This window comes from Cloacibacterium sp. Arc13 (assembly GCF_041431305.1).
Taxonomy (GTDB): Bacteria; Bacteroidota; Bacteroidia; order Flavobacteriales; family Weeksellaceae; genus Cloacibacterium; species Cloacibacterium caeni_B.
This window is the reverse complement of record NZ_JASMRM010000011.1, coordinates 19482-33017: the sequence shown is the minus strand read 5'-3', so window position 1 is coordinate 33017 and position 13536 is coordinate 19482. Positions and strand designations below refer to the sequence as shown.

The window sequence follows — 13536 nt, the reverse complement described above, 5'->3', positions numbered from 1 at the left end:
GGTATCATTTTACGATATGAATGATGTTTGGCTGTCCTTCCACTTTAGAAAACGAAAGTTTATTGTTATACCAAACTTTGGAGACTTGAAACAAGTTAGGAGACCAATTGTACTCTACTTTTACGGTGTCTACATCTGTTACTGTTTCTTTATTTACTATTTTAGAAAGATTGATGTAAAAATCAGATTGATACGTTTTTTGACTTGGCGAAATAGAATCTTTTAAAATTCTAACCGCTCCAGTTGCGTAATCTACATAAGCAATCGTGTCTTGGTCTTTTTTGACAGAAATTCCTGTAATATCTTGCAAAGCTCTATCCGCATTTAAATCCTGAGCTCTCACAGCGGTAAAACCTCCAGGAATATTGGTGTTGAGCAAATCTTTCCCAGCAGCGTTTTTGATGTAAATATTAAGAACTTGGTCTATTTTCTGCAAGTCACTTTCATCTTCTCCTCTACAAGAGTTAAGAAAAATTAAAATCCCTAAAATGATTAATCTGCTGAACTTCATATTGCAAAGATAATTTTTCTAACCTAATTTTTTAAAATACTTCCAGAAAAAAAACATCCCAAGAAATCCCGAAAATGTCATCGCTAAAAAAACACTGATTCCCATTCCTAAAATTTGAAATTTTGGGACTAAAATAAAAGCAGAAATCGCCAAAACAATCAATGAAAATAGAGAAACAATGGTATTTTTCTTCATTTCTCCTACTGCAGAAAGTAAATTCCCAAATAAATTTCTAAATAACATATTCATTAAAAATGTTATGACCAAAATTAAAAACACTTGGGTTTCATGAGCATATTGAGATGAGAAAAATAGCGTTAAAATTTCTTTGGCAAAGAAAAATGAAACTCCAAAAATGACTAAACAAATCGGAATGAAAATTTTATAGTAATTCGAAATATAATCTTTTACAAATAATTGATTATGAGCGTTTTTAGCAATTTTTGGAAAATCTGCTTGTAACATAGATACTGCCAAAAAAGTAAGATTGGATGGCAAAATAATCGCTACTTTATAATCTGCTACCGCATTTTCGTTTAATAAAAATCCTAGAAGTAAAATATCTAAAGAAAACAATAAATCTGATAAAAAAGCAGTAAAAACAGCATAAAACGAATAACTCCAAAGTTCTTTTTTCTGAAGTTTTATTCTCTGAAAGTTTAGAATTTTATATTTAAAAAACCAGAATAAAGATAAAAATGGAGCAAGTGAAATAGCCAATAAATAACCTTTTAACCCGAAAAAGTAAGTTAAAATAATAATTAAAATCAGTCCAAAAACATTGACCACATTATTCACTCGAGCAAAGTTCTTGTTATCATGATACACTCTAAAATAAGACTGTATATGATTGAAAAAATAAAAACCAATCAACCGAATGGTGAAAAATATAAAAATTAGCAAAACATCTCCGTATTTCTGAACGAAAAAAAAGCTCGAAAAAATAAATAGAACAGAAAGAATTAACTGATATAAAAATCCTTGAAGAAAAAAATGCTGATGAAGTTTTTCTTTTTCTTCTGCTTGTTCTGCAATGGCACCGAATCTTAGAAATCCTTGCGAAGAACCAAGCCCACTAAAAGTCGCAAAAACCGCAAAAACAGAAGCCACAATCGTCATCATTCCAAAATCACTTTGCGGAAGCATTCTTACCACCGCAATAGACGAAATAAGTCCACAGATTTTTGCAATCAATAGTGAAAAAAACACATATTGACCTTTATTTTTAAAAAAATTCTGCAAAAATTCTTGAAGACTCTTCATTTATGAAAAATATAGTTTATGAACAGATAAAATATGTATTGCAAATACTTTCTTGTGAAAATCATCTTTGCTATAAAGAGTTTTTACAGCTTCGGTTAATTTATAATCATAGTCAATCAACTTAATATTTTCTAAGAAATAGTCATCATATATTTTTCTCAATTTTTCATTTCTATCAAAATAATATTGGTAAGGAAACATACTTACGTTTTCACTCTTATTTCTAAATTTCTGATAGTAATTAAAAACTCCTCTCATCACATAATCTCCTAAAAATGTTTTCCATTTTGCATTAGGCTTCATGTGTGTTCTTTCCCAAACAAATTGAGTCGCTGGTTTACAATATGACTTAATCCATTCTACATAAAAATTACTTCTGAAGCGCCACTCATAAGGAATCGATAAGATAAATCTTAAAAAATCTTTATTCATAAATGGCGAACTTTGATACGAATATTGATTAAAAACTAAACTTCCTAATATAGTAGCATTAAAACCTGAAGTTTTAGTTAAAAAAATATCTTCTCTGTACTTTTCACTAAGGTATGGTGTAATATATTCTTTAAATTCTTCTAAAAATTCTTTATTATAAACCAATGTAGAAATGTCAATAGGTCTAGGATTTTTTGATTTCAGATAAGATCCTAAAACACCTCCTCCTATTTGTCCTGTATGAATTAATCCTATTTTTTTCTTTTCTTCTACTTTTAATTTAGACATTGCAAAATCTACGTGAATAGATCCAAAATATAGATTAAATCCTTCGCTGATTTTTGTAAGCTTATCTATATTAGAAATAAATTCAAATTTTTCTAATGATACAAAATCAAGTTTAAGCTTTTCTGATTCTGCAATTTCTTTTGCTACAATTTCATCGGTATAATTTTTCTGAGAAAAACAAAATAAGCGTTGCCCCTTTCTAAAATTATTTTTGAGCGCATAAAATAGAACTAAACGAGAGTCTAAACCTCCACTTATCGTAGTAAAATGTTCTTTTCCCATTTCTAAATCCTTTTCATACTCTTCGATTACCGCTTCATTAAACAAATGATCAGCCTCTAATAGCGCCTCTTTTTTTGATCCTTTAAATATTTCGATATCGTACAAATCAAAATAATGCTTTATTTCGTAATAACCGGAAATATTATCCATCAAAATAATAGAACCTTCTAAGAGTCTAAAAAAATTTTTCAATGGAGATATGTGGCCTAAAATATAACCTATTGTAACCAAATGATAAAAAGCATCTGAATTAGGTTTTAAATCTAAAATCTCAGAGTCTTTAACTGTTTTTGTGAGTCGAAGAAGATTGGTGTCTACATAGAAATTATGCTGAGCTGTTTGATGATAAAAAACCCTCTGTGTTCCAGTATGATTATTATAGATGAGAAGCTTATTTTTCTTTTTATCAAAAATAAAGCCTCTAAATTCACCACTCAATTCGTTTGGAAAAAGTTCTCTTTTTTTATGGTATAACTGAATAATAATTTCAGTAAACGCATCTGTCTGAAAAGTTTGAAGTAACTTGCTTTTATTTAAAATACAACCTTCTAGTACAACAATATAATCTGAATCTTCATAATTCAAATTATCGAAAACATCATTAAAATAAACATTATATTTTAATGACTTATCTTTCAACTGTAAATCAAATCCACTAAACATTCAATACTTTATTATAAATTTCAGAAAATTTTTCGGCGATTACGGACTTAGAGAAATTTTCTACAACATATTTTCTTAAATTTTCAGAAGATTCTAGTGCTACATTTTTCTGTAGCACATTTTTCTTGGCTTCTAATAATGCATAACTATCATTTTTCTCTATTAAAAAACCTCTTTTTTCATTTAATAAATCAGGTATTCCACCCACTTTTGTGGCAATAACAGGAATTCCAGAAGCTAAACTTTCTAAAATCACACAAGGTTGATTTTCATAATCACTAAAAAGTACAAAACAATTCGCAGCTTTCATTTTCTCTGAAACCTGTTCTAAACTAAGCATCCCGAAAGTTTTAATATAACTTTCTGCATTATTCAGGTGAATCATTTTTTGTAAAGGCTTCAAATCTCCATCACCACCAATTTGTAATTCGAAATGGGGATTTATTTGATGTAAATCTATCGCTGCTTTGATGATTTTTTCAGGATTTTTCAGTGCAATAAGATTAGAAATATGTAAAAAAGTGAACTTTTCAGATGCTTTATAATTTGGCGAAAACAAATTTGTATCTACCACATTTCCTACCACTTTCATAGGAGTAGTTATTCCTAATTTTTGCAAACCCGAAATTAAATTTTCGGTAACAGGAAGAATGAAAGATGCTTTTTCTGCGATTTTTTTTGCTAAAAAACGTGCCGATTTAGAAATTTTATGATGATTTTGCTCTTGAAAAACCGACCAATGCTCTGAAATAACAAACGGAATTCCGTATTTTCTTTTCAGAGAAACTGCAAAAAGCATGTTGTTATGAAGAACATTTCCGTGAACTAAATCTGGCTTTTGCATTTTTTTGAAACCCAATTGATAAGCTTTCATTCTTCTCAAAAAATTCTGCAAAGGATTCTTGGAATTTTTGTAGTAAACAATCAACGTTTTTATTCCATTGATCATTTCATCATCAAAAACGAATTTCTCCTTTTGGTTAAAATTGCCAATCGCATGAAGAACTTCCACATCATGAAGTAAAGAAATGGCTTCTGCATGACGCTGCACAAAGTTTCCATTCGTAGGTTCAAGTTTATTAGGAAACCAAGACGAAATGAAGAGAATTTTATGTCGTTTATGAATACTCAAACAGATAGTTTTATACAAATTTAAAGAAAACTTTCTAGGAAATAGATTTTGACTAAAATCAAATTGAAGTTTGAAATAAAAAAGTCGGGATAAAAAACCCGACTTTTAAAATTTATTTAATAAAACCAGCCCAACTTCGCTTAAAAGGAAGTAAAAAGTCTGATAAATAATTTACGTAAGTGTCTTTAGAAAAATCAAAAACTTCTACATCTTCAGAGATTTCGCCATTTCTAACTGCTGTTCTGAAATCTGTAAGTTTCATGGTTTTTACTTCGCCATTTTCCTTATAACAAGCTTTCATTCTGTCAAAAATCCCTAATTGATATTCTGCCTCGATTTCTCTCATCATACCGTTTAGAGAATCCATAGAACAACCAGAAGCTTGTACTTTTTCTTCGTCTACTGTAATGATGATAAATTGCTTGTGGTCTATTTTAAAAGACGATGTTAAGCCTTTCCCATGCGCATTCCATGTAGGAAGAAAATCATACAATTTCTCCGTGATTTCCTTTACTTCTTTAGCCGTTAACGCTCTAGAAGCGGGATAAATAATGACTTTGAAATCATTGGTTTCTACTATGGTTGATTCTTCTATTTTCATAAAATTGTTGGATGTTAGATGTTGGGTGATGGATGACATCTAACATCAAGCATCCATCCTCCATCAATATTTCTACAAATCTTCTGCTTCAGCAATTAACTCTACGATGTCTTTTACCTCCACTTCTTCATTTTTGTTGAAGTGTTTTACACCATCGGTCATCATCGTGTTACAGAATGGGCAACCTGTTGCTACAACTTTTGGATTGAGAGCAAGTGCTTCTTCTGTTCTTTCGATATTGATGTCTTTATTGCCTTTTTCTGGTTCTTTAAACATTTGTGCACCTCCAGCTCCACAACATAAACCGTTGGTTTTACAACGTTTCATTTCTACCAATTCTGCATCTAATTTTTCTAAAAGAACTCTTGGAGCTTCGTATTCATCATTCGCTCTTCCTAAATAACACGGATCGTGGAAAGTGATTTTTTTACCTTTGAAAGCACCTCCTTCTATTTTTAGTCTTCCTTGTTCCATCAATTGCTGAAGCAACTGAGTATGGTGCATTACTTCGTAATTTCCACCCAAACTCGGATATTCGTTTTTTAAAGTATTGAAGCAATGCGGACAAGCCGTTACGATTTTCTTTACTTCGTAAGCGTTTAAAACTTCTATGTTCGTTAATGCCATCATCTGGAAAATAAATTCATTTCCGGCACGTTTTGCAGGGTCTCCAGTACAAGATTCTTCTTGACCAAGAACTGCAAATTCTACTCCTACTTTATTTAAAATTTTAGCAAATGCTTTGGTAATTTTTTTGGCTCTATCATCAAAACTTCCTGCACAACCTACCCAAAAAAGAACTTCTGGAGATTTTCCTTCGGCAGCATATTCTGCCATTGTTTTTATAGTGAATTCCATATTGTAAATATGCTAATTTGTTAATTTGCTGATGTGTTAATTTTCGCATCAACACATCATCTCATTGTCACATTAATTTTCGTTTGCCCAATTTAATCTGTCTGCTTGATTGTACTGCCAAGGTGCTGCATTGTTTTCGATATTGGTCATCATCATATTCAATTCTTGTGGCGCTGCAGATTGTTCCATGACCATAAATCTACGCATTTCAAAAATGATAGAAAGAGGGTCAATCAAAACAGGACAAGCTTCTACACAAGCATTACAACTTGTACAAGCCCATAATTCTTCTTTGGTAATGTAATCGTTTAAGAGTTTTTTACCATCATCTACAAATTTTCCGTTTTTGTTGATGTTTTTGCCCACTTCTTCAATTCTGTCTCTGGTAGACATCATAATTTTACGTGGGGAAAGTTTTTTACCTGTAATATTTGCCGGACAAACCGCAGTACATCTTCCACATTCTGTACAAGAATAGGCATTCAGTAACTGAACTTGATTCAAATCAAAAATATCTTCAGCGCCAAATTTTGCTGGAGGTTCTGCTCCTTCTGGTTGTGCCGCATAAGGATCTGCATTAGGATCCATCATTAATTTGATTTCTTGAGTTACAGATTCTAAATTATTGAATTTACCTTTTTTCTCCAAATTAGCATACCAAGTATTCGGGAATGCAAAAATGATGTGAAGGTGTTTAGAATAATACAAATAGTTCATGAAGAACAAAATTCCTACAAAGTGGAACCACCAAGCTCCTCTTTCTATGAAATGTAAAAATCCATCACTGAAACCGAAAGATTGAAAAATCGGTGCAATAAGGTTAGATGAAACAGGGAAACTTCCGTGTGCTGCTAAAACGCCATTTTGCTGAAGCAACCAATCTGCTGCATTCATTTTGAAAAAAGCCATCATTAAGCAGAATTCTATTACCAAAATCCAATTGGCATCATTTTTTGGCCAACCTTTTAGGTCGATAGAAGATAATCTAGGAATTTTAAAACCATTTCTTCTGATGAAGAATGCTACTACAGCAATCACTACTAATGCAGCTAAAACTTCTAATGTAGCGGTAAAAATTCCATAAAGTGTATCTCCAAAAATTGAAGCTAAGAAACGGTGCGTTCCGAAAATTCCATCTACAATGATTTCAATCAATTCAATGTTGATAATCACGAAACCTACATAAACAATCATGTGCAAGAATGCTGCAACTGGGCGTTTTTTCATTTTGCTTTGCCCAAGAGCAACAGTCGCCATTGTTTTCCATCTTTCTGAAGGGTTATCAGAACGATTGATTTCTCTTCCTAGTTTTATATTTCGGTAAATTTCTTTTAAACTTTTAAAAAACAGACCGAAACCAGCAATGAGTAAAACAAGGAATAAAATATTGTCTAAATATTGCATAGTTATTTTTTTCTCTTTTTCAAAAATACGTTAATTATTTCTTACCAAAAACAGAAATATTTATGTATCGCTTAGGATTTTCTTTAAGGTCTAAAATTAGACTATTAATGTTCTGAGAAGTCTTATTGAGATTATTGTATAATTCTTCGTCTTTAGCTAGTTTACCAAGGCTTCCTTCTCCATTATTAATCCCAGAAATCACTTGATTCAGTTTATTAGAAACTTCTGAAAGTCTTTCTACTGTTTGATTAAGTTGTTTCGTATCAATACTTTCTGCAACTTTTCCATATTTTTCAACAGCAGCATTGGCAGAAATCATAGTTTTATTAGCATTATCAAGCACATTCTCTACTCTACCTTGGCTAGAAGCCAATAATCTATTGGTTTGGTCAGAAGTATTTTTGAAAGAAGCAACCGTTTGGTTAAGGTTTGCCAAAAGTATTTTAATTTCTCTTCTGTTTTGTTCGTCTACGATTTTATTAGTCGCCGCAACTGTAGAATCTAATTTCATAAGAACGCTTTGTACTTGGTCTTTTACAGGACCTACTTGCGAAGATAAACTTGCCATCAAAGAAGATTGAAAAGTTCCTCTTAAAGTATCTCCATCTTTAGCAAAAGGTGCTTTATCATAAACCAAATGAATTCGTGCTTGTTTACCAGACATAATTCCCGGTTCAAAGATTTCTACAGTAGAATTTTTAGAAAAATTAAAACCTTTATCTACTAAAACTTTAACCACAAAATAAATGGTTCCGTCTTTAGCTGTTTGAGGAAGGATTTTATCTACCTGTCCTACTTTCAAACCGTTAATAGAAACTGGATTAGACTGCTCTAAACCGTCTACATTGTCAAATTTTGCATAGTAAATATTATCTGATGTAAAGAAACTTTTCCCCTTCATAAACTGGAAAAGAATAACGAATCCTACAATAGCTAAAAGTGCTATTAAACCTGCTTTTATTTCTTTAGTGTATTTCACAATTTTATGAATTTTTATGCGCAAATATACTACTTTTTGAAGTAATGGTAGTTTCAATATTTCTGCATAATGTTATAAAAAAAGCGACTTTTTCTAGAAAAAGTCGCTTTTAAATATTTTTGAGAAGAATTATTGAGCTTGAGAAGTTTTATCCCATACTTCAATTCTGTAATCTTCTATTTTAGCATTGTCTTGTAAACTCTTCATTAATGATTGGCTAAACATTTGAGCACCTTGCTGTTGCATTGCTTGCATGATTTGTTTAGCATCTCCTGGTTGTTTGTTTAGCGTAACCGCTTTTTGAGTTACTACAAATACTCCAGTTGCACCTTCTACTGGTTTAGAGATTTTACCTTTTTTAACACCAAATGCAGCTCCAGCAACTTTAGCTTCCATAGCACCTCCTACAAATGGAGAGAATAAACTTACTTGCGAAGATTGTTTAGTGGTTCCAAATAATTTTGCGATAGCATCTAAATTTGTTGCTTTACTAGCAGTAATTTTTTCGCTAATTTTTTTCGCTAATAATTGATTTCTTACAATTGGTTCTACTTGTTCTCTTACAGATTCTGGATCTGCAATTCCCGCTTCTTGCTTACCGTTTAAGTATACTACGATGTAGTCACCATTACCAGTGGTAAAGATATTGGTTTCGCCTTTTTCTCTTTCTTTATTGAAAGCCCAAGCTAAGATTTCTTCGTCTTTATCTGTTCCTAAACCTTGGATTTGACCTTGGAATCTTTTTACAGATTTTGGATTTTGGAAATTGAAATTTTTCTTTTTCGCACCGTTTGCAAAATCATTGAAAGATTTTCCTTGAACTGATTGAATGAAAGTATTTGCTTCTGTATATACTTTATTTTCGGTTTCTTTAGAAGCTCTGATGTCTTTTGCTAAGTTTGCAATTTTGTAAACTGGCATTTTATTTTCGTTAACAATAATATGATAACCAAAATCAGTTTCTACTACACCTACAGCTCCTTTTGCATTTCCTTTTACCCAATCTCCGAAAGGTTTTGCGTAGTTGTTATCATTATCTAAAATCCAACTTAACATACCTCCTCTTTGCGCAGCACCTGGTTCATCAGACATTTGCACATACTCATTGAACTTCATTGGGTCAGCTTTTACTAGTGCTCCAATGCTGTCTGCTAATTTCTTAGCTTCTTCTTTGGTTCTTGTTTGCTTTTCATCTGCTCTCATTGCGCCTTTGTATGCAAACAAAATGTGTTTAGGCATTGTAGCGTTGCTCTTTCCTGCTAATTTGGTCACGTAATATTTGTCACCAGATTTATAAGGTCCGAAGAATTGTCCTACAGACGCTCCTTTTACAAAAGCTTGAGCTTCTTGAGGAATTTCTTGGTCAGAAACAAATGAATATTTAATTTGTGCTTCAGAGTTTAATTCTACGAACATAGAATCGTTCGGAGTATTTTTGAAACTTTCTAGGTCATTTCCATTATCCACACCTTCGTTGTAAAGTTTGTTAATTTCTTTAAGCGCTAAAGCATCATCTGCTGCACTTGGCTTTGCTGGAAAATATACAATTCCTAAGTTTCTAGCAGCTTCAGATTTAAACATCACAGGATGTTTTTTGATATAATTTGCTAAATCTTCAGTAGTTACTTTTACTGGATTTTTAGCAGCAAAAGCAGCATAATCTACTTTCACGAAGTCTATATCAGCAACTTCGTCTCTTTGCTTCATTAATTCAGCAGCTTCTTTTTTGTTGGCTGTAATTCCTGTAGTAACGTTTGCAAAAAGCTGTCTTGCCATCATTCTGTATTGTATAGCTTTTTTAGCTTTTAACCATTCGTTATATTGGTTTACGTCTCCACTATTTTTAAGTTCTTCGATTTGCTTTTTAATTTCAGCAACTTTGAAGTTTCCTTTTTCGTCAAAATTCTGTGGATTCTGTTCTTTAGAAAACATTGGATCAAATTGTAATTGATTCCAGAAAATTTCATCTGTAATTTTTAAACCCATTTTATCAAACTGTTGTTCGATTAATTTAGACTGTACCAAAATTTGCCAAGCCTGTTCTTCTAAGCCTTGCTGTGGTTGTCCTTGAGACTGTTGTTGTAACAAACTTAATTGGTCATTAAATTCATCACGTGTGATTTCTTCACCATTTACCTTTCCCAAAATATTTGGATTTTGACCAAACATTTTATCCATGCTTTCAGGATTAATTAAAAATGCTAAAAGTGCAATAATAATCATTCCTAATAATAGCCAAGGTCTCTTTCTTATTGAAGCTGTAATTGACATTTTATATATAAGTATTTAAAATCAGTGTGCGAAAATACATAATTTTAAGATAATAGAGAAATTTTATCACTCATTTTCATTCGTTTATATTTATTTTTTTAAAGGATTTTACAGAAGTCTATCTGGTAAATATTTCATAATGCATCACCACTTTGAAAATCAGTTCAGTTTTCTAGAATAAAAAAAGGAAAATTTGTCCATAAAAACTCTTGGCATAGCTATTGCGAATATTACAGTACTCTTTATTTTAGGCGAGAAAATTTCGAATCTTGTCTTGGTAATTGATTTATATACTTTAAAAATGACAAATTGTCATTCTAATTTTTAGATTATGATTGAAATAGAAGATATCGCTTTTGAAAATTTTTTAGACGAAAATTTTAGTATCGTGGCAAACGAGGAAAAACAAACCAAAGAAGAAAAAGCGCAAGAGATTTTTCCGATTCTACCTGTTAGAAATATGGTAATGTTTCCGAAAGTGGTTATCCCAATCACTGCGGGAAGAGAAAAGTCTATTAAATTATTAGAAGAAGCACAAAAAAATGGTCAACTGATAGGAATTTTGAGCCAAAAACTCTCTCAACAAGAAAATCCAACCGAAAAAGACCTTTACCAAATAGGAACTATTGCTAAAATCATTAAAATCATCAAACTTCCTGATGGTAATATTTCTGCAATCACGAGAGGAGTTCAGCGTTTCAAAGTGAAAAACTTTATTGAAACCGAACCTTATTTCACCGCAGAAATAGAAAAATTAAAGGATTCTTCTACCAAAAAGAAAGAAGAATATGAAGCTTTGATTGATAACATCAAGGATTTAGCAATTAAAATCATAGAAATAGACCCTAATATTCCTGGTGCAGCTAATTTTGCCATCAGAAACATTGAAGGACAAGAAGATTTACTGAATTTCATCTGCGTAAATGCAAATTTCTCTTCGGAAAACAAACAAAAACTTCTGGAAGAAAAATCATTGATGAAGCGTGCAGAATTATGTTACGAACTGATGCATGATGATTTCAGAAGATTAGAATTGAAAAATCAAATTCATCAAAAAACTTCTCGCGATTTAGACAAACAGCAGAGAGAATATTTCCTAAGCCAACAAATTAGAACAATTCAGGAAGAATTAGGCGGTGGAACCGAAACTGATGTAGATGAACTGAAGAAAAAAGCAGAAAAAATCTCTTGGAAACCAGAAATTCAGGAACATTTCGAGAAAGAACTGAAAAGACTTCAGCGCCATAATCCCAATTCACCAGATTACAACGTACAGAGAAATTATTTAGATTTCTTCACAGATTTGCCTTGGAATTCTTATTCTAAAGACATTTTTGACATTCCAAAAGCGGAAAAAATCTTAAATAAAGACCATTTCGGTTTAGAAGACATCAAAAAAAGAATTTTAGAACACATGGCAGTTCTGAAATTGAAAAACGACATGAAATCTCCGATTTTATGTTTAGTTGGCCCTCCTGGAGTTGGTAAAACTTCCCTCGGAAAATCTATTGCAGATGCTCTAGGCAGAAAATATGTAAGAATGAGTTTAGGAGGTTTGCATGACGAATCTGAAATCCGTGGACACAGAAAAACTTACATCGGCGCAATGGCAGGAAGATTATTGCAAGCCATCAAAAAAGCGGGAACATCTAATCCAGTTATCGTTTTAGATGAAATAGACAAACTTGGACAAGGAATGCATGGCGACCCTAGTTCTGCACTTTTGGAAGTTCTAGATCCAGAACAAAACCACAGTTTCTATGACAATTTCTTAGAAATTGGGTATGACTTATCAAAAGTAATGTTCATTGCTACAGCCAATTCGCTTTCTACCATTCAAACGCCATTGTTAGACAGAATGGAAATCATCCAACTTTCGGGATATACGATTGAAGAAAAAGTAGAAATCGCAAAACGCCATTTGATTAAAAAACAAATGGAAGAAACCGGTTTACAAAAAGACGCTTATAAATTAGGAAATAAAGAAATTGCACATGTCGTTGAAGCTTTCACCAGAGAAAGTGGCGTGAGAAATTTAGAAAAACAAATCGCCAAAATTTCTCGTTGGGTTGCCCTACAAATTACCATGAATAAAGAATACGACCCGAAAATTTCTATTCAGAAAATTGATGAAATTCTAGGTGTTCCGATGTCTAAAAATTTCTCAGAAATGATGGATGTTCCAGGTGTAGTTACAGGCTTAGCTTGGACTTCAGTTGGTGGTGATATCTTATTCATAGAGAGCATTTTAAGCAAAGGAAAAGGTAATCTTACGATGACAGGAAATCTAGGAAATGTAATGAAAGAATCTGCAACCATTTCGCTAGAATACATCAAAGCAAAACACGAAAGTTTAGGTATTTCTTTAGAAGATATTGAAAATAAAAACATCCACGTTCACGTTCCAGAAGGCGCCACTCCAAAAGATGGACCAAGTGCAGGAATTGCAATGCTAACGAGCATGGTTTCCAGCTATTTAAATAAAAAAGTAAAACCACATTTGGCAATGACTGGGGAAATTACTTTAAGAGGAAAAGTGCTTCCAGTTGGCGGAATTAAAGAAAAATTGTTGGCTGCAGTAAGAGCAGAAATTAAAGAAGTGATTCTGTGCGAAGAAAACAGAAAAGATGTTTCGGAAATCAACCAAAACTATCTTAAAAATCTAAAAGTTCATTATGTGAAAACCATGAAAGAAGTAGTGGAATTAGCGATTGAGAAATAATTTTACAAATCCATATTAAATTGAAAGCAACCCGCAAATTCGCGGGTTGCTTTTTTTACAAAACTCTGAAATACTGAAACTTATATTGCAAACCAAGTTTACAAAAACAAAAAACCACTTTTACAAACTT

10 protein-coding genes are annotated in these 13536 nt (G+C 32.1%); 1 reads left to right on the top strand and 9 read right to left on the bottom strand.

Features of this window, described 5'->3' with window-relative positions:
* Positions 1 to 4 precede the first annotated feature (4 nt).
* From QO190_RS09160 to QO190_RS09120, 9 genes are all read right to left on the bottom strand, one after another.
* On the bottom strand, positions 5 to 511 hold the full coding sequence (locus QO190_RS09160; RefSeq protein WP_371462707.1) for a hypothetical protein: 507 nt from the start codon (positions 509 to 511) through the stop codon (positions 5 to 7).
* A gap of 18 nt (positions 512 to 529) precedes the next feature.
* Positions 530 to 1774 (bottom strand): oligosaccharide flippase family protein, encoded by a 1245-nt coding sequence (locus tag QO190_RS09155; RefSeq protein ID WP_371462705.1) that lies wholly within the window; start codon positions 1772 to 1774, stop codon positions 530 to 532.
* A complete protein-coding gene (locus QO190_RS09150) occupies positions 1775 to 3439 on the bottom strand; it encodes a hypothetical protein (protein ID WP_371462703.1) in 1665 nt (554 codons plus the stop codon). It lies immediately after the preceding gene.
* A complete protein-coding gene (locus QO190_RS09145) occupies positions 3432 to 4571 on the bottom strand; it encodes a glycosyltransferase (RefSeq protein ID WP_371462701.1) in 1140 nt (379 codons plus the stop codon). The genes QO190_RS09150 and QO190_RS09145 overlap by 8 nt, the downstream gene beginning before the upstream one ends.
* Positions 4572 to 4683: 112 nt before the next feature.
* A complete protein-coding gene (locus QO190_RS09140; RefSeq protein WP_371462699.1) occupies positions 4684 to 5172 on the bottom strand; it encodes a hypothetical protein in 489 nt (162 codons plus the stop codon).
* Positions 5173 to 5244: 72 nt separating this feature from the next.
* The gene (locus tag QO190_RS09135) at positions 5245 to 6030 is read right to left on the bottom strand and encodes a (Fe-S)-binding protein (RefSeq protein WP_371462697.1); all 786 of its coding nucleotides are present in this window, start codon (positions 6028 to 6030) and stop codon (positions 5245 to 5247) included.
* Between the two features lie 72 nt (positions 6031 to 6102).
* Positions 6103 to 7434 (bottom strand): 4Fe-4S dicluster domain-containing protein, encoded by a 1332-nt coding sequence (locus QO190_RS09130; protein ID WP_371462695.1) that lies wholly within the window; start codon positions 7432 to 7434, stop codon positions 6103 to 6105.
* A 34-nt stretch (positions 7435 to 7468) separates the two neighbouring features.
* Complete coding sequence (locus QO190_RS09125) at positions 7469 to 8413, bottom strand: MlaD family protein (RefSeq protein ID WP_371462693.1); 945 nt, start codon at positions 8411 to 8413, stop codon at positions 7469 to 7471.
* Positions 8414 to 8542: 129 nt separating this feature from the next.
* Positions 8543 to 10684, bottom strand: a complete 2142-nt coding sequence (locus QO190_RS09120; RefSeq protein ID WP_371462691.1) for a SurA N-terminal domain-containing protein — start codon at positions 10682 to 10684, stop codon at positions 8543 to 8545.
* Between the two features lie 331 nt (positions 10685 to 11015).
* On the opposite strand from QO190_RS09120, the gene lon reads away from it, so the two are divergent.
* Complete coding sequence (gene lon, locus QO190_RS09115) at positions 11016 to 13406, top strand: endopeptidase La (protein ID WP_371462690.1); 2391 nt, start codon at positions 11016 to 11018, stop codon at positions 13404 to 13406.
* Positions 13407 to 13536 lie beyond the last annotated feature (130 nt).